Origin of the sequence: Algibacter lectus (assembly GCF_900112395.1) — a bacterium.
GTDB lineage: Bacteria > Bacteroidota > Bacteroidia > Flavobacteriales > Flavobacteriaceae > Algibacter > Algibacter lectus.
This window is the reverse complement of the sequence record NZ_FOLN01000014.1, coordinates 54,985-75,842: the sequence shown is the minus strand read 5'-3', so window position 1 is coordinate 75,842 and position 20,858 is coordinate 54,985. Positions and strand designations below refer to the sequence as shown.

Below are 20,858 nucleotides of genomic sequence, written 5' to 3'. Positions count from 1 at the left end.
CTATAAATTAAAATCTGCCTTAATTTCAGCTACGGCACTATCTACAGCAGTAATCACGGTATTAAGCTGTCCGGTAACATCCAGTTCTTTTTTAGTGAATTTCCCCCAATCTTGCACTTCAATTAAGGTATCTAGTACACCTAATTCAAATAAATCAATTGTTGGTTTCATTTTATGTGCTGCCTGATAAGCTTCTTGATAATTTTTATCGGCAACCGCTTTTTTTAAGCGTTCTGCATCTTCTGGTACTTCTTCCAAAAATGCTTCGGCAAGCGCCGCAATAAAACTTTCGTCGTTGTCTGCCAGCTCTCTTACTCTAAATAACTTGTAGTGTTGTTCCATTTATTTAACTGTTATTGAAAATAATTCTTTATTTTCTATAAATCCTTTTAGTTTGTCGTTTGCATTCACTTTTCCTACACCAGCAGGCGTTCCCGTAAATATAATATCTCCTATCTTTAAAGTAAAATATTTAGACACATATTCTATTAATTCATCAATTTTCCACAACATAAGGCTCGTATTTCCATTTTGTACAATAAAATCGTTCTTTTTTAAAGAAAAATTTATGTCATCTACGTTTTCAACCTCTTCAACCGGAATCCAATCACCAATAACAGCCGCACCATCAAAACTTTTTGCTTTCTCCCAAGGCAAGCCTTTCGCTTTTAATTTTGCTTGTAAATCGCGTGCTGTAAAATCTATACCCAATCCAATTTCTTGGTAATACTTGTGTGCAAATTTTCTATCAATATGCTTCCCTACACGGTTTATTTTAACCAAAACCTCAACCTCATAATGTACATCATCAGAAAAATCAGGAATAAAAAATGGCTGTTTTTTTAATAAAATTGCCGTGTCTGGTTTTAAAAACACCACCGGATCTGTTGGCTTTTCATTATTCAACTCCTCTATATGTTCAGTGTAATTACGGCCTATGCAAATAAGTTTCATGCTTAATAAATTTTAATTTGGGCGTTACCCTAGCGGGTCGGGCTTTACGTTACAAGTCCTCACACCTCCTTTGTAGGGCTGTGGGCTTTTCTCTGCAATCCCTAACGCGGTATTCAGTAATTCAATTTTAAGTCACAGTTTTCCGTGAGCAAGATTCTTAATAAAGTACTCAAAGGTACCCCCTTCGATTACCTAAATATTATTTCCAATTCTACCTTTTCACAATATAAACTTCAGTCTCTCTTCTAAACTCCAACTTCTAGTACCTTCCTTTTTTAAAGCTTCGTATTCAAACTACGTAACTTAATTCCGGTAAGCACTTTTTTAGTGTACAACGGAAAATCGGCATTTAACAACCAACCAAAATAACCTGGCTCCTGCTCTAAAACATCGGTTACTAATTTTCCTTTATGCTTTCCGAAAGAAAAACACTCTACACCATCTTTATTATAGTTTATAAAACCTGCAAAATCGGCAAATTTATTTCTAGAGCTAAATTCAGCTAAAAACTTAGTACTGTTTTCTAACTCGTCATATCGATCTAATTGTGCTTTTAAAATTTCGTAAGTCGCATTAGTATCTGCTTCGGCACTATGTGCACCTTCCAAATCTTCATTACAATAAAACTTGTAAGCAGCGCTTAAAGTACGTTGTTCCATTTTATGAAAAATAGTTTGTACATCTACAGCCAAGCTGCTTTTCATATCAAAATCGATATCGGCACGTAACAATTCTTCAGCTAATAAAGGAATATCAAATCTATTAGAATTAAATCCTCCTAAATCAGAATCTTTAATCATACTATAAATATCCTTAGCCAACTCTTTAAAAGTAGGCTCGTTTGCAACCTTTTCATTACTAATACCATGAATTTCAACAACCTCTTGTGGTATGGTCATTTCCGGATTCACTAGCCAAGTTCTACTTTCCTTATTCCCATTAGGGTAAACTTTTAGAATAGAAATTTCGACTACGCGGTCTTTAGATATATTAATCCCTGTAGTTTCTAAATCGAAAAAACAAATGGGTTTTGTAAGGTTTAACTTCATTTTTAATTAAATATTTTTACAAATATACTTTTAAAATTTGTTTAAATTTGTTCATACTATGAATAGAAATCACAAAATAGCATATTCTTTTATTGTATTACTTTTTATTTCTTGCCTCAGTTTTGCTCAGCAAACAAAGAATGAAAACGTAGAACTTGTTAAAAAACAAAACGGTAAGCGTTTAGAGTTTTTTGCTAAAAACAACGACTCTGTAAGCTATTCCGTTTTTTTACGCATAGAAACCGAAGATTACAGAAGAAGCAGCAATAGGCCCGTACTACAAGTTATTTCTGCCAACAGCGAAACTCACTTAATTACACTTATAAAACTTAGTGATAAGCCTGGTGACTATAAAGAGCAGTTTATTGTAAATAAAATTAGCCAAAGCTTAAATTTCCGTAAAGATTTTGATGATATCCAAATAAATATAGACGAGGCTTTAAAAACCGAAGACATCACCATTTTTGAATCTGAAAATTGCGAGTTATGTAACGAAGCCAAAAGTTTATTTAACGCTTACCAAATAGCGTTTAAAACCAAAAACATTACAGAAGATCAGCAAAAATTAGAAAAACTCTTAAAGAAAGCTGGCCAAGCAGATTACAATATTAAAAACGCGGTTTTTCTACTTAAAATAAAGGAGTCTATCTACACCAATATTACTACAAAAACCGCGCTTATAGATACTATAAACAACTACAACAAGTAGACACTTATATTTCTCTATTTATATCCCAAGCTTCTAAGTAATCGCTAACAGCTTTTACAAACATACCTCCCAAAGCGCCATTAACAACACGATGATCGTAAGAGTGAGATAAAAACATTTTATAACGAATACCAATAAAATCACCTTCCGGAGTTTCGATAACTGCAGGCACTTTTCTAATAGCTCCTAAGGCTAATATACCAACTTGTGGTTGGTTGATTATAGGTGTTCCCATAATACTACCAAAAGTACCCACATTAGTAACAGTATAAGTTCCGCCCTGCACATCGTCTGGTTTAAGCTGGTTTAATCGAGCTCTGTTTGCTAAATCGTTTACCTGTTTTGTCATGCCAACTAAATTAAGCTGATCGGCATTTTTAATAACAGGTACAATTAGATTTCCATCTGGTAAAGCAGCTGCCATACCAAGATTTATATTTTTCTTCTTTATTATAGTATCACCTTGTAATGAAATATTCATCATTGGGTAATCACGAAGTGCTTTTGCAATAGCTTCCATAAAAATAGGTGTAAACGTTAAGTTTTCACCCTCACGTTTCATAAAGCCATCTTTAACTTTCTTTCTCCAATTCCAAACATTAGTAACATCGGCTTCTATAAAACTTTGTACATGTGCAGAAGTTTGAATTGACGCTTGCATATGGTGCGCAACTAATTTGCCCATTCTAGTCATTTCAATAATCTCGTCTTCACCACTAGAAATAACAGGCTTAACTGCTTCTTTTGACTTAGCAGTCTCCGACTTTGCTGCAACAGGAGTTTCTGTTTTAACATTATTCACAACCGGAGTTGCGCCTCTATTATCAATATAATTTAGTATATCTGCTTTTGTAACTCGGTTATCTTTACCTGTACCCACAATAGCATCCAAATCTTCCTGAGAGATTCCTTCTGCTTTTGCAATGTTTTTAACTAGCGGCGAATAAAAACGCGTTTCGTTAGAAACTATTGGAGCTACAGTTTCTTTAGCTATACTTATAGTTTGTTCTATTTGTTCGGCGGCCTGCTCCTCTGTTTCGTCTACTTCTGTAACAACAGTTGCGGTATTAGTAGTGCTTTCAACATCACCATCAGTTTCAATAATAGCTAAAACCTCTCCTACTTGAACAACATCATCAACATTGAAAAACTTTTCTACTAAAACACCTTCAAATTCACTCGGGACTTCGCTATCCACCTTATCGGTAGCAATTTCAAGAACTGCCTCGTCTAATTCGATAGTATCTCCAACTTCTTTTAACCAAGAGGTAATTGTTGCCTCAGCAACGCTTTCTCCCATTTTAGGTAACTTTAGTTCAAACTTTGCCATATTAATAATAAAATACTTGTTTTTTAAATTTAGACTGCAAAATTAATGAAAAATCAACAAATTCCTTAAATAAATCTCATAATACTATTATAAAATTATCACTTCTCCCTGACTAAATCCATCATTACTACCCAAAATAAAATTAGATTGGTTTGGTAATATTTTATAAGTTAACTCTTTATCAGAGGTTTTAATAAATTCAATAATGTCTTTATATGCCATTGTATTCGCATCGAAAATCACCTCAGCATTATGTTCAATTGAAGATAATTGGTTAGGCAAACTCAATTTCACAGGTAACTTAGCCTCCAAGGCTTTATTTACAGTATTTGAAACAAACACATATCCTGTAATAGCTTTATATGTTTTTCTATTTCTTTTTCTAAAAATAAAAGCTAATTTAATGCCAACCCAAACAACCATATCGAACACAAGGTTTTGCTTAAAGTGTTTTTCGTAAAAAATTTGCATAGCACCAAAGAATCGGCGTGCATAATTACGATCTTTTAAAGTGCTTTCACCTTTAAAATGAATCACTGTAGTCTCGCCATAATAGTAATTCTTATACCCAGCCGTTAATACTTTGTATGACAAATCTATATCTTCACCGTACATAAAGTAATCTTCATCAAAACCACCAACAGCCTTATAAACACTTTTTTTAATCAGCATAAAAGCGCCTACCAATATATTAACCTCACCTTGATCTTCTTGAGATAAATGATTAGCATAATAATCTTGAGAGTTACCTAATATCTTTTTTAATGAAACTTTTACCGTTGGAATATTTCGTTTGCTTTCTGGTAAAAAAGTACCACTTCCATTCATTAACCTACACCCAACAATACCTAATTTAGATTTAGCTTCTGCAAACTTTAGAAGTTTTACAAAAGTATCTTCTGCTACAACAGTATCTGGGTTTAGAATACAAATATATTCGCCTTTAGCCGTGGCGACACCAATATTATTTCCTTTTGAAAAACCAAAATTCTCTTTATTCTCAACAAGTTTAACCTTAGGGAATATGGTTTTCACCATTTGACAACTCGTATCACTAGAGTCATTGTCAACCACAATTATTTCGGCATCAATACCAGAAATTGCTGCTTCTACACTTTTTAAAGCTAGCTCTAAAAAGTAACGCACATTATAATTTAAAATAACTATTGAGAGCTTCAAGTACTAAGGTTTATAGTTTTAAGGATGATTCAAATGGTATTCTATTTACAATACTACGCCCAAGTGTAATTTCATCGGCATACTCTAATTCGTCGCCAACCGAAATACCTCTTGCAATAGTAGATGTAAACACATCGTAATCCTGAATTTGCTTATAAATATAAAAGTTTGTAGTATCACCTTCCATCGTAGAGCTTAATGCAAAAATAAGCTCTTTAGCCTTACCTTCTTTCACCTTATTAACCAAAGACTCTATATTTAAATCATGAGGTCCAATACCATCCATTGGAGAAATTTTCCCACCTAATACATGATATAAACCTTTATACGAACTCGTATTTTCAATAGCCATTACATCTCTCACATCTTCAACCACACAAATCATAGCTTCATTACGCCCAGGATTAGAACATATTTCACACAACGCTACGTCGCTAATATTATTGCAAGACTTACAAAATTTTATATCATTACGCATCGTCTTTAATGCTTCGGCCAAACCAATAGTTTGTTCCTTAGGTTGCCTCAACATATGCAAAACTAAACGCAATGCAGTACGCTTACCAATACCTGGCAATTGAGACATCTCATTTACAGCACGTTCTAATAATTTCGAAGAAAATTCCATGGCTGCGAATTTACTATTTAGCACGGAATTTCGCTAATTTTCACGCACACTTTTAAATAACATCTTTTGCACTTGTTTTTTGATGTTTAATATTCGTATTTTGAAACTTGAAATTTAATTTTAAATGACGGCTACACAAATACTTTTACTAATCGCTGCTTACTTTGGCGTATTAATTTTAATCTCTTATTTTACAGGAAAAGAAGACAGCAACGATGCCTTTTTTAAAGCTAACAAATCGGCTCCTTGGTACTTAGTAGCCTTTGGAATGATTGGCGCATCGCTCTCCGGAGTTACTTTTATTTCTGTTCCTGGCTGGGTTGCTGGTTCGCAATTTAGTTACATGCAAGTCGTTTTTGGCTATCTCGTTGGTTACTTAGTAATCGCATTTGTACTAATGCCCATTTACTATAGACTCAATGTTATTTCCATTTATCAATATTTAGAAAGTAGATTTGGAACCGTGAGTTATAAAACAGGCGCCTTTTTCTTCTTTATTTCTCGTGTTTTAGGAGCTGCTTTCCGATTATACTTAATTGCTATTGTTTTACAAAAATTTGTTTTTGATGCTTACGGAATTCCGTTTGTTGTAACAGTAAGTATTTCCATATTACTTATTTGGCTCTACACTTTTAAAGGCGGTATAAAAACCATTATATGGACAGATACCTTACAAACGCTTTTTATGCTTACTGCGCTAGTAGTAGCTGTGTACCTCATTACAGATGAGTTGAATTGGAGTTTTGCAGATTTTTTAGCTTCGGAAGAATTAACGAAGTACAACAAAATTATGTTTACCGATTCTATTTTGGCTAAAAACCACTTTATAAAATCGTTTTTAGGAGGTATGTTTATCGCTATTTGCATGACTGGTTTAGACCAAGATATGATGCAAAAAAACCTGAGTTGTAAAACTCTTAAAGACGCCCAAAAGAACATGCTGTCTTTTGCTTCAGTATTAATTGTAGTAAATTTTGTTTTCCTTTTACTTGGTGCACTATTATTTATTTATGCTGAAAAACATAACATTGCCACACCTATGCTAGATGGTAAAGTAAAAACAGATTTACTTTTTCCTGAAATAGCACTTAATGGCGGATTGAGTATAAGCTTAGCTATTTTCTTTTTACTAGGTTTAATTGCTGCTGCTTATAGTAGTGCCGATTCGGCATTAACCTCACTAACCACATCGTTTTGTGTAGATTTTTTAGGTATTGAAAAACGAGAAGTAAACACGCAAAAAAGCTTAAGAAAACGCATACATATATTAATGAGCGTTTTGCTTGTAATAGTTATCGTGATTTTTAAATACGTACTAGACAGCAACGTTATAGACAACTTGCTAAAAGTTGCTGGCTATACTTATGGGCCACTTTTAGGTTTATTCGCTTTCGGAATTTTCACCAAACGAATTATTAAAGATAAACTGGTTTGGGTTGTTGCACTAACAGCCCTAGCACTATCTTTTATTATAGGAAACATTCCTGCCGAAAATATTGGCGGTTATATTATTGGCTACGAGCTTTTAATAATAAATGGCTTATTAACTTTTATTGGATTATTCCTTATCTCTAAAAAAAGCGAAGCTTAATATTGCTTAATAGACAAAAGCACCAAAGTACAAGCAACCTCAACGTCAATGTTATTTTGCTCTAAAAGTTTATAAAATTCAGGATTCTCTGTACCTGGATTAAAAATAACACGCTTTGGATTTAATCTAAGTATATAATTAAAATATGACTCTTGTCGGCTAGGGTTTAAATATAGCGTTACGGTATCTATAAATGCATATGGTACTAATTCCGTATCGATATTAACACCTGCCACTGTTCCTTCCCTTAAACCAATAGCTACTACTTCGTGTTTATGTGTCACCAGTTTATTGATAGCCATATTGGAATATCGAGATGACTTTAATGATGCACCTATTACTAATGTTTTCTTACTCATTTCTATTTGTTTGTTATATGTATTTAGACGTTGTTATCAAAACTTCCTTTCGTTTAATAAAACACGCGCTATTCTTACAGTCTGATTAAGTTTACTCATATGAAAAGATAAAAATATGTTTAACTAACTTAAAGCCTCATTATTTTATTCGAAAAAAAATACAATTTTGTAAAATAAAACTAAATAGAATTCGTTATATTACAGATATACAACCAAATACGAATATAATTATTTAGAGTTAGTCGTCTTCACATTACAAAAACCGTAACAATTTGGTTGTTATTTAATAAAAAGCTCGGGTTTACACTCGAGCTTTAGTTACTTATAGTCAATACGTTAAAATTTGTTAAATTTTAGACGCTCATGAAATATAAATGACTTTTCTACGTCTTAGTTATTAAGATTCTTCACTTATGTGTTAGTGGAAGTTGATTAATAGCTAGAAAAACCCAAAACTTTAATGTTTTGGGTTTTTCGTTTTTATAGCGATTATGAGCAGGAGATCTAGAACTACTAACTCTGCAACCTTTCGGCTATCGTTTTTTCAATCCAATCGTTTGATTTATTCCCATATACAAAACAATTAAAGCTATTATTCCAATTATTAAATTTCCTGTTAATGTAATTTTAAAAGGATTAAATATCACCAAAATTAAACTTCCTACAACCCAAGTATAGTCTTGAATAATAATCCAAATTACAGCTAGTTTTCTCTGTTTATTTATTTCATACCAGATAGTAATTGCAAAGTAAACCAGTATCAATCCAACTATCCAAAAAACAGTACTATTACTAGTTCCAAATAATTTTGCAATTGGTTGATTTAATAAAATCATTATTATACCTGATATGCTTGAGAATAAAGCATTGATTTTTAAAGCTTTTTGTAATTTGTTCATTTGTCTAAAGTTTTATTTAAGCAAATTTCTGTAAACAAGCTTTAATTCCTCTTGACAAATGATAGTTAATTCATTTTTCTTAATCTACTTAATGACTCTGGTGTAATTCCTAACATGGAAGCTATATATTGTAGAGGAATATTTTTAAAAAGCTCGGGCTCTTCACTAATTAATTTATCATAACGTTGTTTTGCTGTTGTATGCAATTGAGAGAACATACTTTTTTCTAATAGAGCAAAAGAGTTTGCTAATAATATGTTGTCAAATTCCAACCATTTAGGTTCTGTTTTATTAAGTCTAAAATGATTTTCTCGATTGATGATATAAACTTTACAGTCTGTAATTGCTTGAATATTCCAATTATTACTAGTCTCAAAAACAAAGCTTGAAAGTGAAGTTATAAATTTACCTTCACTACCAATCCATAAGGTTATTTCTTTACCATCTACAATGTCATACATTCTCATATATCCAGATTCAATAAATGCCATTTGTCGACAGATTTTTCCTGATTTGAGAAAGAACTCTCCTTTAGTTATTTGTAATGGTTCAAAAACTGCAAGAATATTATCCATTGAGTTTTTCTCAACAATTACTTGACTTAAAATACAGTTTTTTAATTTTTCCATTTTTTTACCTTGCAACGTTTTTTTGTTTGTGGTTTGTTGCGTACAAGTACGCTACAATTGTTTGCGATACAATATAATAAAAAGTAGGAAAGACACATCGACTTAACCAACACTAGCAATTAATTATAATACGTATTTAATTTAGGTATTATTATTTACTTTATGAATTATTTAAGGATTAGTAGCAAACTCCGGTAATACCACCTCCTCAATTTTAGCAATAACCTCACTTACGGGAGTTTCAGACTTTCTCAGGTTTATTGCCATATGATTGACACCGACGTTTTCATATGCTTTTAAATATTCGGTAAGATGATTGATACCTACCGTACCACCAAAACGCTGTGGTTTAAAAGTAGCATTATCATTTGAATCTAAGTTTAAATGTATGGCAGAAATATAAGGTTTGGCTGCTTGGTCTTCATCATACAAAGCATTACACCAGTATTTTCTGTTTTCTAAAGTTTCCGCTACCGGTCTTGGATAATTAAACCAAGCTTGTGCATTTTTGGCAATCCAATTAATACTTTGTCCGGAATGACCAGCGACTACAAGCGGAATGTTTTTTTTCGGTTTAGGATACACTTCTATACCGTTAATTAAAAAATCGTATTTAGATTTTAAATTACTGTTTGTTTTCCAAGCTTCTTTAATGATATCTAGATTTTGTCTAAAGATTTCAGGTCTCTTTTTATAGTCGATATTGTACATTGGGAACTCCACAGGTCGGTCTCCCAATCCCAAACCTAACAAAAGTCTACCATCACTTAAATTTTCTATGGTAGCAGCGGCTTTTGCCAATTTTATAGGCTGTTGTAATGGCAATACTATGGCAGCCGTACCCAACAAAACGTTTTTGGTAGCTGCAGCTAAATAGCCCAAGTAAGGTAGGGTGTCAAACAATTGTGCGCCATCGCCAAAGTTAGGGTCGTACACCGGAACATCTCGCATCCATAAAGCCGCGAAGCCTGCATTATCAACTTGTTGTGCCAATGCTAAATGGTTAGAAATATCGGGAACGCCAAAAAGTCGGTTGTCTTCCAAACGTTTGCGATTTCCTTCGGTTGACCAATCATTGTCTAAAGGAAACTCTATACCCAGTGTCATTTTACCTGGTTTGTATAGTTTATCAAATGGATTCATAGTGTGTGTTTTAAATTCATCAGGTATCCGCTAAGACACCTGATGAATATTGTGATTAAGCATTCCAGATACTATCTGCAGTGTAGGGTCCGTTGTCAACTTCCCAAAATTTACCATCTATAAAACGGTGTCCTTTATCTAAATCCTTCAGCAAAGCCATATCTTCTTCAGTAAGCGTATGGTTTAAGGTCTCTAAATTCTGAAGTAATCGTGCTTCATTAATAGATTTAGGAATTACCGCAATGCCTCGTTGCATTGTATATGCCAATGCTACTTGTGCAGGCGACATATGTCTTGCTTCGGCAATGGTTTTTATTGTGTCATTTTCCAACAAACGTAGTTTGGAATTTTCATCTACAAGCGAACCCAATGGTGCATATGCTGTTATATGCATATCAAAATGAGAGCATAATGCTTTTAATTCTTTCTGTTGTAAAAACGGATGCATTTCTACTTGATTCATCTCTGGTTGATGCACTGCAGTCGCCATTATTTCTTTCAACTGATTTTCATTGAAATTACTCACGCCAATATGCTTTGCAAGTCCTTGTTCCAGAGCAGCTTCCATCCCTTTCCAAGTACTGGTTAATGGCACTTCTGAAAGTGGAACAAAATCGGATGCTTTTTCTGGCATTTCGGTTCCTTTTTTAAGAGCGACAGGCCAATGGATAAGATACAGGTCTAGATAATCTAGTTGTAAATCTTCTAAAGTTTGGTTCAGTGCAGGAATCACATTCTCCTCACCGTGAGAAGCATTCCATAATTTGGAAGTCACCCATAAATCTTCACGTGTAACTAAGCCTTGTTTTATCGCATCGGCAATGGCATTACCAACTTCTTTTTCGTTACCGTATGCCGCAGCACAATCTATATGTCTGTATCCTATTTTAATAGCCGAAAGTACAGCATTGTACACTTCATTTGGTTCAGAACGAAACGTTCCTAAACCTAAAATTGGCATTTCGTCGTTATTTCTAAATTTTAATGCAGTCATTATTTATATTTTTTCTTTTTTGAATAAAACTAAGGTTAACAAGAATCCCACAATTACTAGAATACCACCTACCCAAGGAGTCGCTTCAATACCTAAGCTCGATTCTACAACCATTCCGCCTACATAGGCACCAATAGCAATACCGACGTTAAAAGCCGCAATATTTAAGGCAGATGCTACATCTTCGGTTCCTGGTAAGTATTTTTCAGCCATTTTTACGACATATAATTGTAATGCCGGTACGTTTGAAAACGCTAGAATTCCCATAAAAAATAGGGTTACAATGGCAAAAATCTGACTAGAAGCGGTGAAGTATAATACAAACAACACTATAGCTTGTAAAGCAAACATTACCAATAAGGCTTTTCCTGGTTTGTTGTTAGAGACTTTACCACCTATGATATTTCCAATTGCGATGGCAATACCATAAATTAAAAGGAATATACTGGTCATATTTGAAGAGAAACCCGTTACTTCCTCCAACAAAGGAGTTAAATAGGTAAAGGTTACAAACGTACCACCATAACCAAATGCAGTAATGGCTAACACCAATAAAATAGACGGATTCTTAATCACTTTTAATTGGTCTATAAGACGTAATGGCGCTGATTGTTTAATGTTTTTAGGAACCAAAGCCAAACTAGCTATTGCACCTACTAATCCTAATAGGGCAACACCAATAAAGGTTGCTCTCCATCCAAAATTCTGACCGATATATGTTCCTAAAGGCACACCAGTTACAATAGCTACCGTTAGACCTGCAAACATTATAGAAATTGCAGTTGCTCTTTTATCTTTAGGCACCAAACTAGCTGCAATGGTAGACCCGATAGAGAAAAATACACCGTGTGCAAAACCTGTTACCACTCTTGATAATAGCAACAACTCAAAACTTGGTGAGATCGCTGCTAATCCGTTACCAATGATGAAAAGCAACATAATACCCATTAATAATTGTTTTCTAGGAATTTTACCTGTTAAGGCAGTTAAAATGGGTGCTCCAATGGCAACACCAATGGCATACAAACTAACTAATAGTCCTGCTGATGTTAATGAGGTGCCTAGGTCACTTGCAACGGTAGATAATAAACCTACAATTACAAATTCCGTTGTTCCTATGGCAAATGCACTTATGGTCAATGCCCATAATGCGGCTGGTAGACTCTTCTTTTTGGCTACCGTAGTATCTTTATGTATTGTTGATGTTTCCATAATTTCTAATTGTTTTTTTGTAATTGTTATTTAATGGCAACAGGATTTATTTGTACTTGCGTAGAGCCTTCATATAAAGGATGACCTAGTACAAAAAGGAATTCCCAAGCTTTATCCTCAACCAACTCATCTACAAGAATATTTTCCAATACTTGTACACCGTATTCAGTTGCCATCATTTGATTTACAGGGAAAGACAGTGCGCTATTTTCGTGTGGTACTGCTTCAAAAGACCAGTTGTCTGCACCTGCTGCAACAATTCCTTTTTTACCTAAATAATGTGCAGCTTCAGTACCAATTCCAGGTCCGCCAGCTAGGTAACGTTTGTCATCTTTACCCATTAATTTGGTCCATCCTGTATAAAACAGAACCACATCTCCTTTACGGATTTCAATGCCTTGTTTTTTGGCTACTTTTTCAATGTCTTCAACTGTAAAAACAGTACCTTCTTTTACAATATCTTGATTGTAGTATGAGCGCATATCTAGCACAACACCTCTAGTAACAATTGGAGGTAATTTTTCTAGCCCTAATTTTTTTACACCAGAAACGGTTAAAAAATCTTCAACTTTATGTCCGTTATAATGCACATTGTCTCTACCGTAATGTGCCAATCCGTTTATTTGAGATCCAACACCTGTCCAACCAATCAATTGATCATCTACGTAGGTGAATTTATTAGAACCTGCAGCGGCAGTTTCTGGTTGTAAAGTTTCAATGTGAAAGTATCTGTGACGGAAAGCTGCAGTTTGTGCATTTACCACCATTCCTAAGCGATATACTCTTCCTTTTTTAACCAATTTTACCGCATCCAAAACTGTTTCTTCATTCAAAAGATTTAGTGCGCCAATTTCATCGTCAGCACCATAAGGTGACGTTGGTACTTGTTGTGCGTTTGTAGTTAAAGCAGTGAAAAGTGTAGCTGCTAAGGCAATTGTTTTTAATGTATTTACTATTGTTTTCATTTTAATATGTTTTTAAATTTCTTATACAAATTTCCGATTAAAGCAAGAGGTGTGCGAGGATGTACATCACCATTTTAAAGTGATGTATGTCACATTTAATAATGCTCATACATCACTTGGTTTTTTTAGAGATACTTACTCTTCAATCTTCATCTTTAACACCAAGTAAGGCGGTTTACTGGCATCTTTTCCTTCATTTAATAAAGGAAGGTTGTGAAGTTGATTAGCTACTATATATAAGTAGTTACCGTGTATGGCAACACCATCAGGCCAAGACAGGTCTTTTTTGGATTGAGCAATGGTTTTCATTCCAGCAGGCGTACTTTCTACAATGGCTGAATTTTCAACATCGGTTACATAAACTTTTCCGTTTGCACCTACTTTAAATCCGTCAGATTTTGGCTTGTTGGCATAAAACTCGATGTACTTATTCAGGTCGCTATCTTGCTTACTTTCATTAGCTAATAAAGCAGACGGTATGCGGTAAATCTTGGTATTTCCCATTGCACCATAGTAGATGAAATTGTTTTCCTCACCTATAGAAATTGGGTTTAAAGGATATCTTGGTTGAATGGTAGTACCGTCTTTTCTTTGGTGAGAGACCAATCTTCCGTGAATTTTTACTGGTTCATCAGCAGGTAAAAATGAAGGATTTCCTTCTAAAACACGTCTTATGTAACCCGTTTCTAAGTTAATCACAACAAAAGCAGGTGCTATTGCCGGATTTAAAGCATCGGTCATATCTGCAATTACAGCAGTGTTGTTTTTTACATCAATTACAAAATCCTGTAAAAAAGGTTTTGTTGACAATACCGTATTTGGAATAGGAAAAACCTTTGTTACGTTACCGGTAACCAAATCAAAACCAACTAATTTTGGAGCCTGATTTTGCTTTACGTTACCCATATCCAACACCCAAAGAATTCCGTTAGCATCAGCTTGAATTCCGATAGTTGAATTAATCCCTTTTATGCTTCCGCTTTCTGGTTTTACTATCCATTCTTTATCTCCAAAGGGAATAGCTTCTCCATTTGGCAAAATTTCTTTCACCATATATTTTGAAGCACTTAAGGCACTCATTGTTACAAAAATCCTTCCGTCGTTAGACACTGTTATATTTCCTGGTCTTGATTCTGGAAATGTTGCTATCGTTTCTAATTGTGCTTGTGCTAATAGTGTAAAATTCATTACAAGTGCGAACAAGACTGTTTTTATAGTTGTTACTGTTTTCATCGTTATTGTTTTTAAAAAGTGAATATGATTTGATTAGTTGCTTAAAAATTTCTTTTGGGTTGAAGGGTCTACCCAGATAACATCGCTTGGGTCTCTTGCAATGACATCAAAAACGAGCACGTCTAACGGACCTTCTAAAATTTTTCCGTTTCCGTGCGCTGTGCCTTTTCCCCAAAACAATAAGTCGCCTTTTCCTGCAACCACAGGACCTTTATCGGCAACATAAAATTCTGCTTTGCCATTTAAAATGTAGAGGTAGGCATCAGATTTTGCGTGGTAATGCATAGGCACTTCATCATACAATCTAAAGATTCTTACACCTGCGTGTTCGCGGTCTATTAATCTAATGTCTTTGATGATACCATTATGACTTTTAGGAAGTAGCGTTACGTATTCATCAATATTAATAATACCGTAAGCATTACCCATTAACGGTCTTTTGCTTTCTTGCGCATAGGAACTAAAACCTATGGTAATTACCGTAAATAATAGAAAAAGTGTTCTTGTAGTTTTCATAGTACATTGTATTTAATTGTTCGATACAAAATTCTATGAAAACCAAAATGTGTGCGAGGACATACATCACGGATTTTTTGTGATGTATATCAATCTTGAAAAGTGATTTAGGTCACTATTAGCTATTAAAACGACTTAAAGTCTCTCTGGATACGCCTAAATAAGAAGCGATTAATTTTTTAGGAACGCGTTGTATTAATTTTGGAAGTTTATTTAAAAGATACTCATATCTGCTTTCTGCGGTCATTGTAAGCAAAGACAAGATTCTTTGCTGTAAATTTATATAACCGTGGTTCGATTTAATTCTGAAGAAGTTGGCTACGGCAGGTACTTCAAAGCAAATTTTTTCTCTGTTCTCTAGGGATAAACAGAAAAACTCGGAATCTTCAAGACAATCCACAAAAATAGTCCCAGGTTCTTGATGCTGAAAAGCACAATGGTCGCTCACCCAATAGTTTTCCATAGCAAATTGAAGAATGTGTTCTTTGCCTTTATCATCTATGGAATACCCTTTTACCAAACCTTTGATAATCCAATATTCAAAGTCTACTGGTTGCCCTGTTTGGATTAAAAATTGGTGTTTTTTAAGGCTTTTATACTGAAAATGAGATTGAACAAAATTCCATTCATCATCTGTCAATGCAAATAACTCTTCAAAATGTTGTCTTAGTAAATGAAGTTTTTCTTCCATATCGCAAATTTATTTTTTATTTCTGATTCTGGAAAATTTACTAGTATTTAAATGTACTGACCAGTGCCACCCACCAACAAATGACTGGACACCAAACACATAGAACCACACCAACCTAACATACCCCCACCCTAGCGGATATTGCGTTAAGGATTGCAATGAAAAGCCCACAGCATCTCTGATGAAATCGGGATGCGAGGACTTGTAATGTAAAGCCTGACCCGAAGGGAAACGCCCAAATATTTAAATTCTACTGGCTTTTACCATTTTATGATGGCACTTGCCCATGTAAAGCCACTACCGAAAGCAGCTAAAACAACATTATCGCCTTCTTTTATTTTACCTTCTTCCCATGCTTCGGTTAGGGCAATAATTACAGATGCGGCTGTTGTGTTTCCGTATTTTTCAATATTATTAAAGACTTGATCGTCGTTTAATCCAAATTTTTTCTGAATAAACTGCGCGATACGCAAATTGGCTTGATGCGGAATTAACATATCGATATCTTCTTTTTGCATATTGTTTTTTGCCAAACCTTCCATGATTACCTCACTGAAACGCACTACGGCATTTTTAAAAACAAATTGACCATCCATGTATGGAAAATACGAGGTATCATCGTCTCCGGCTTCTTTTAACTCCGGAACCCAATGCCCAATACTTGGTGATTCTACAATAAGTTTATCGGCATATTTACCTTGACTATGCAGGTGTGTAGATAAAATTCCTTTGTTGTTATCTTCTTCGCGAGATAATACACAGGCTCCAGCTCCATCTCCAAAAATAACACTTACGCTACGGCCTCGTGTTGTTTTATCGAGTCCGTTACTGTGATATTCGGCTCCTATAACTAGTATATTTTTGTACATACCGGTTTTTATAAATTGGTCGGCTACAGAAATAGCATAAACAAAACCAGAACATTGGTTACGCACATCTAGCGCGCCAATGGTTGGCATATCTAGCATATCTTGTATTTGCACGCCACAACCAGGAAAGTAATAATCTGGACTTAGGGTTGCAAACACTATAAAATCGATATCGTCTTTGGTAAGACCAGAACGTTCTATGGCAATTTTTGCAGCTTTTGCTCCCATAACGGCCGAGGTATCTTCGGTGCCATCTTTTATCCAACGGCGTTCTTTTATACCGGTTCGTTCCTGAATCCAAGCATCATTGGTCTCCATTATTTTTGACAAATCGTCGTTTGTCACCACGTTTTCAGGAAGGTATTTTCCTAAACCTATTATTTTTGAGTTGTACATGTTATTGGCAGATTAGAAAGGCAAAATACAATAAGTCTGTTAATTCCTCAAATTTCAAATTTATTTTTTTGTAATAATTTAAAAGGAGTCTATTTTGACACTTAGAAATTACGAATTATGAAACACCCTCAAAAGCGTGTCACTTTGTCATATTTTTTCAATTGGCATTTTTGTTGACTATTAGAGAACAGAAGTTAAAAATTTAAATTAATCTGTTTCTCTTCTTCAAGGGAAAAAAATAAATTATATATCATGACAAAAGGAAGTATTAATGTATCGGTAGAGAATATCTTTCCGCTTATTAAAAAATTCTTATATAGCGATCACGAAATTTTTCTACGTGAACTTATTAGTAACGGTACCGATGCCACTTTAAAATTAAAACACTTAACGAGTATTGGCGAATCTAAAGCTGAGTACGGTAGCCCTAAAATTGAAGTAAAAATTGATAAAGAAGGGAAAAAACTTCATATTATCGATCAAGGTTTAGGAATGAGTGCAGACGAGGTTGAAAAATACATTAACCAAGTTGCTTTTTCTGGAGCTGAAGAATTTTTAGATAAATATAAAGATTCTGCTAAAGATTCTGGAATTATTGGTCATTTTGGTTTAGGGTTTTACTCTGCTTTTATGGTAGCCGAAAAAGTTGAAATTATCACAAAATCTCACAGAGAAAAAGATCCTGCAGCACATTGGACTTGCGATGGTTCTCCAGAATTTACTCTAGAAACGGCTGATAAAACAGACCGTGGAACAGAAATTATTCTTCATATTGCAGAAGATTCTACAGAATTTTTAGAAGAAAACAGAATTTCTGAATTACTTTCTAAGTACAACAAGTTTATGCCTGTGCCAATTAAATTTGGAACTAAAGAAATAAACGACCCAGAGTTTACCCCTGCAACCACTAAAGATGAAGACGGTAAAGAAACTACCGAACCTCACAAAAAAATTACGGTTGATAACATTATAAACAACCCTACTCCAGCCTGGACAAAACAACCAGCCGATTTAGAAGAAGACGATTACAAGAGTTTCTACAGTGAGTTATACCCATCTCAATTTGAAGATCCTTTATTCAACATTCACCTAAATGTAGATTACCCGTTCAACTTAACAGGAATTTTATACTTCCCGAAAATGTCGAACGATATGCAAATGCAAAAAGATAAAATTCAACTGTATCAAAACCAAGTTTACGTTACCGATAACGTAGAAGGTATTGTACCAGAATTTTTAACCATGTTGCGAGGTGTTATCGATTCTCCAGATATTCCATTAAACGTATCGCGTTCTTACTTACAAGCCGATGGTGCTGTAAAAAAGATTTCGTCTTACATTACTAGAAAAGTAGCCGATAAATTAAAATCTTTATTCAATTCAAACCGTGAAGATTTTGAAGCTAAATGGAGTGATATTAAAATTGTTATTGAATACGGAATGCTTTCTGAAGATAAATTCTTCGAAAAAGCAGATGCCTTTGCATTATACCCAACCGTAGATGGCGCACACTATACTTACGAGGAGTTATTCAATAAAATTAAAGCAAACCAAACCGATAAAGATGGTAAGCTAGTTATACTTTATGCTTCTAATAAAGATGCACAACACAGCTATATCGAATCTGCTAAAGCTAAAGGTTACGAGGTTTTATTGTTAGATTCTCCAATTGTATCTCACTTAATACAAAAACTAGAAAGCAGCAAAGAGAACATCACTTTTGCCCGTGTTGATGGGGACCATATTAATAATTTAATTAAGAAAGACGAAACAACAATTTCTAAATTAGATGAAGAGCAAACTAAAACTCTAGATGCTTTATTAAAAGAAGTGATTCCTGCAGAAAAATTCACCGTTCAGTTAGAATCTATGGATAGTAGCGAATCTCCATTCACCATTACGCAACCAGAATTTATGCGTAGAATGAAAGAAATGCAAGCTACAGGTGGCGGAGGTATGCAAATGTTTGGTAATATGCCAGAAATGTACAACCTTATTGTTAACACAAACTCAGATTTAGTAAGCGATATTTTAGCAACCGAAGTTAAAGAAACTCAAGAGCGTTTAATTACGCAAAGTTTAGATTTAGCACGCCTTTCTCAAGGTTTATTAAAAGGTGAAGAATTAACAAACTTTATTAAACGTAGCTACGAAATGATTAAGTAAGCTATATTACTTTTCGCTTTCGCGGAAAAATAACAATACTAAAAGCCACTTTGTGAAAACAAAGTGGCTTTTTATTTTTAACATACAGTACTAAAACCGCTTATAATTTCGTTTTAAAACACAATATAATTCTCGTTATATTTGCTACTAAAAAAAATCAGAAAAATGAAAAACACATTTCTAATTGCATTTGCATTAATCCTTTTTACATCTTGTGGAAACGATGACACTAGCAATAACACCTTCAAAGATTACACTGAAGAAAACGATGCCGAAATTTTAGCTTACATTGAAGCAAACGAACTATCAGCACAAAAAACCGATTCTGGTCTTTACTACGTTATAGACAATCAAGGCACAGGAGTTCAACCAACATCATCAGATAATGTAACCGTAGCCTACAAAGGTTATTTTACCAACGGAACAGTTTTCGATGCTAGTGATGAAGACGGGATTTCTTTCAATCTAAGCCAAGTAATCCCTGGTTGGACAGAAGGCATCACCTATTTTAACGAAGGTGGCAGCGGTATACTATTAATACCTTCTCACCTAGGTTACGGAAGTTTTAATTACAACGGTATCCCTGCAGGTTCTGTATTAATTTTTGATGTTACCCTTATTGCGGTAAACTAAGTAAAACACATAAAACATACCTTAACGGCTGTCTAAAACATATTTTAGACAGCCGTTTTTATTTTAAAACATTATATTTCGGGCAATAAACAACCAAAGCACAACACTAAAAATTAACACATTACAATCACAAAATATAAACTGATAAAAATATTTTAAATTTTCTGTAACAAATTTAAATTTCAAACTACTTATAAAATAACTAACCCACAACTTTGAATAAAGAACTAGAACATAGTTTTGTAGAATTGCTAGAAAAGCATCAGAATATTGCGCACAAAATTTGTCGTTTGTACACCAATAACTATGATGCCCATAACGATTTATTTCAGGAAATAACCATCCAGTTATGGCGGGCGTATCCCAAATTTCGAGGCGATGCAAAATTTAGTACATGGATGTACCGCGTGGCTTTAAACACGGCTATCACCTTATACCGAAAATCTAAACGCACCATCAACACACAAGATTTTGAAGGTGTAGCATTTAAAATAAAAGCCGAAGATTACGACGATACCGAAGAACAACAATTAAAAGTGCTTTACAAAGCTGTACACCAGCTTAACGACATTGAAAAAGCGTTAGTTTTCTTGTATTTAGAAGACAAAGACTATAGAGAAATAAGTACCACATTAGGAATAAGTGAAGTGAATGCCAGAGTGAAAATGAACAGAATAAAAACAAAACTTAAAACTATATTAAATCCGTAACCC

22 protein-coding genes are annotated in these 20,858 nt (G+C 34.2%); 5 read left to right on the top strand and 17 right to left on the bottom strand.

Translation table 11 applies throughout. The features are described 5' to 3' along the window. From BM246_RS18435 to BM246_RS18425, 3 genes are all read right to left on the bottom strand, one after another. A complete protein-coding gene (locus BM246_RS18435) occupies positions 1-342 on the bottom strand; it encodes an Hpt domain-containing protein (protein ID WP_042506336.1) in 342 nt (113 codons plus the stop codon). Beyond that, positions 343-954: a fumarylacetoacetate hydrolase family protein gene (locus BM246_RS18430; RefSeq protein WP_042500013.1), complete on the bottom strand. Its 612-nt coding sequence runs from the start codon at positions 952-954 to the stop codon at positions 343-345. It abuts the gene before it with no gap. A gap of 275 nt (positions 955-1,229) precedes the next feature. Beyond that, positions 1,230-2,003: a 3'-5' exonuclease gene (locus BM246_RS18425; RefSeq protein WP_042500010.1), complete on the bottom strand. Its 774-nt coding sequence runs from the start codon at positions 2,001-2,003 to the stop codon at positions 1,230-1,232. A gap of 58 nt (positions 2,004-2,061) precedes the next feature. Between BM246_RS18425 and BM246_RS18420 the strand changes: the two genes are divergently transcribed. Continuing rightward, positions 2,062-2,712, top strand: a complete 651-nt coding sequence (locus BM246_RS18420; protein ID WP_074940159.1) for a glutaredoxin domain-containing protein — start codon at positions 2,062-2,064, stop codon at positions 2,710-2,712. 4 nt (positions 2,713-2,716) lie between these two features. Here BM246_RS18420 and BM246_RS18415 read toward each other — a convergent pair whose 3' ends face one another. The 3 genes from BM246_RS18415 to recR all read right to left on the bottom strand — a co-directional run bounded on the left by BM246_RS18415 (position 2,717) and on the right by recR (position 5,849). Further along, positions 2,717-4,042, bottom strand: coding sequence for a dihydrolipoamide acetyltransferase family protein (locus BM246_RS18415; protein WP_042506332.1), 1,326 nt, complete (start codon positions 4,040-4,042; stop codon positions 2,717-2,719). Between the two features lie 87 nt (positions 4,043-4,129). Further along, a complete protein-coding gene (locus BM246_RS18410) occupies positions 4,130-5,221 on the bottom strand; it encodes a glycosyltransferase family 2 protein (protein ID WP_074940155.1) in 1,092 nt (363 codons plus the stop codon). A gap of 10 nt (positions 5,222-5,231) precedes the next feature. Then, complete coding sequence (gene recR / locus BM246_RS18405; RefSeq protein ID WP_042500083.1) at positions 5,232-5,849, bottom strand: recombination mediator RecR; 618 nt, start codon at positions 5,847-5,849, stop codon at positions 5,232-5,234. 124 nt (positions 5,850-5,973) lie between these two features. Between recR and BM246_RS18400 the strand changes: the two genes are divergently transcribed. Further along, positions 5,974-7,440 (top strand): sodium:solute symporter, encoded by a 1,467-nt coding sequence (locus BM246_RS18400; RefSeq protein WP_042500003.1) that lies wholly within the window; start codon positions 5,974-5,976, stop codon positions 7,438-7,440. Here the strand turns inward: BM246_RS18400 and BM246_RS18395 are convergent. The 11 genes from BM246_RS18395 to BM246_RS18345 all read right to left on the bottom strand — a co-directional run bounded on the left by BM246_RS18395 (position 7,437) and on the right by BM246_RS18345 (position 17,346). After that, complete coding sequence (locus tag BM246_RS18395; RefSeq protein ID WP_074940150.1) at positions 7,437-7,799, bottom strand: CoA-binding protein; 363 nt, start codon at positions 7,797-7,799, stop codon at positions 7,437-7,439. The two genes, BM246_RS18400 and BM246_RS18395, sit on opposite strands and share 4 nt — an antisense overlap. A 533-nt stretch (positions 7,800-8,332) precedes the next feature. Beyond that, complete coding sequence (locus tag BM246_RS18390; protein WP_074940146.1) at positions 8,333-8,698, bottom strand: hypothetical protein; 366 nt, start codon at positions 8,696-8,698, stop codon at positions 8,333-8,335. Positions 8,699-8,763: 65 nt separating this feature from the next. After that, positions 8,764-9,327, bottom strand: coding sequence for a Crp/Fnr family transcriptional regulator (locus BM246_RS18385; RefSeq protein WP_074940141.1), 564 nt, complete (start codon positions 9,325-9,327; stop codon positions 8,764-8,766). Between the two features lie 171 nt (positions 9,328-9,498). Then, on the bottom strand, positions 9,499-10,470 hold the full coding sequence (locus BM246_RS18380) for a TIGR03571 family LLM class oxidoreductase (protein WP_074940136.1): 972 nt from the start codon (positions 10,468-10,470) through the stop codon (positions 9,499-9,501). Between the two features lie 55 nt (positions 10,471-10,525). Beyond that, positions 10,526-11,464: an aldo/keto reductase gene (locus BM246_RS18375; RefSeq protein WP_074940132.1), complete on the bottom strand. Its 939-nt coding sequence runs from the start codon at positions 11,462-11,464 to the stop codon at positions 10,526-10,528. A gap of 3 nt (positions 11,465-11,467) precedes the next feature. Continuing rightward, positions 11,468-12,676 carry an MFS transporter gene (locus BM246_RS18370; RefSeq protein ID WP_074940129.1) on the bottom strand — a complete coding sequence of 403 codons (1,209 nt, stop codon included), beginning with the start codon at positions 12,674-12,676 and terminating at the stop codon, positions 11,468-11,470. Positions 12,677-12,702: 26 nt separating this feature from the next. Next, positions 12,703-13,641: a cyclase family protein gene (locus BM246_RS18365; RefSeq protein WP_074940125.1), complete on the bottom strand. Its 939-nt coding sequence runs from the start codon at positions 13,639-13,641 to the stop codon at positions 12,703-12,705. A 135-nt stretch (positions 13,642-13,776) separates the two neighbouring features. Beyond that, positions 13,777-14,874 carry an L-dopachrome tautomerase-related protein gene (locus BM246_RS18360; protein WP_083415856.1) on the bottom strand — a complete coding sequence of 366 codons (1,098 nt, stop codon included), beginning with the start codon at positions 14,872-14,874 and terminating at the stop codon, positions 13,777-13,779. A gap of 33 nt (positions 14,875-14,907) precedes the next feature. After that, entirely contained in the window at positions 14,908-15,390 is a 483-nt protein-coding gene (locus BM246_RS18355) for a cupin domain-containing protein (protein ID WP_083415855.1), read from the bottom strand. 118 nt (positions 15,391-15,508) lie between these two features. Continuing rightward, a complete protein-coding gene (locus BM246_RS18350; protein WP_074940121.1) occupies positions 15,509-16,081 on the bottom strand; it encodes a Crp/Fnr family transcriptional regulator in 573 nt (190 codons plus the stop codon). 260 nt (positions 16,082-16,341) lie between these two features. Then, the gene (locus BM246_RS18345; RefSeq protein WP_042506324.1) at positions 16,342-17,346 is read right to left on the bottom strand and encodes a 3-oxoacyl-ACP synthase III family protein; all 1,005 of its coding nucleotides are present in this window, start codon (positions 17,344-17,346) and stop codon (positions 16,342-16,344) included. Between the two features lie 252 nt (positions 17,347-17,598). Between BM246_RS18345 and htpG the strand changes: the two genes are divergently transcribed. The 3 genes from htpG (at position 17,599) to BM246_RS18330 (ending at position 20,855) form a co-directional block, all read left to right on the top strand. Continuing rightward, on the top strand, positions 17,599-19,512 hold the full coding sequence (gene htpG / locus BM246_RS18340; RefSeq protein ID WP_074940118.1) for a molecular chaperone HtpG: 1,914 nt from the start codon (positions 17,599-17,601) through the stop codon (positions 19,510-19,512). Positions 19,513-19,677: 165 nt separating this feature from the next. Beyond that, positions 19,678-20,145, top strand: coding sequence for an FKBP-type peptidyl-prolyl cis-trans isomerase (locus BM246_RS18335; protein ID WP_074940115.1), 468 nt, complete (start codon positions 19,678-19,680; stop codon positions 20,143-20,145). A 215-nt stretch (positions 20,146-20,360) separates the two neighbouring features. After that, positions 20,361-20,855: an RNA polymerase sigma factor gene (locus BM246_RS18330; RefSeq protein ID WP_042506320.1), complete on the top strand. Its 495-nt coding sequence runs from the start codon at positions 20,361-20,363 to the stop codon at positions 20,853-20,855. The last annotated feature ends 3 nt before the right edge of the window (positions 20,856-20,858 follow it).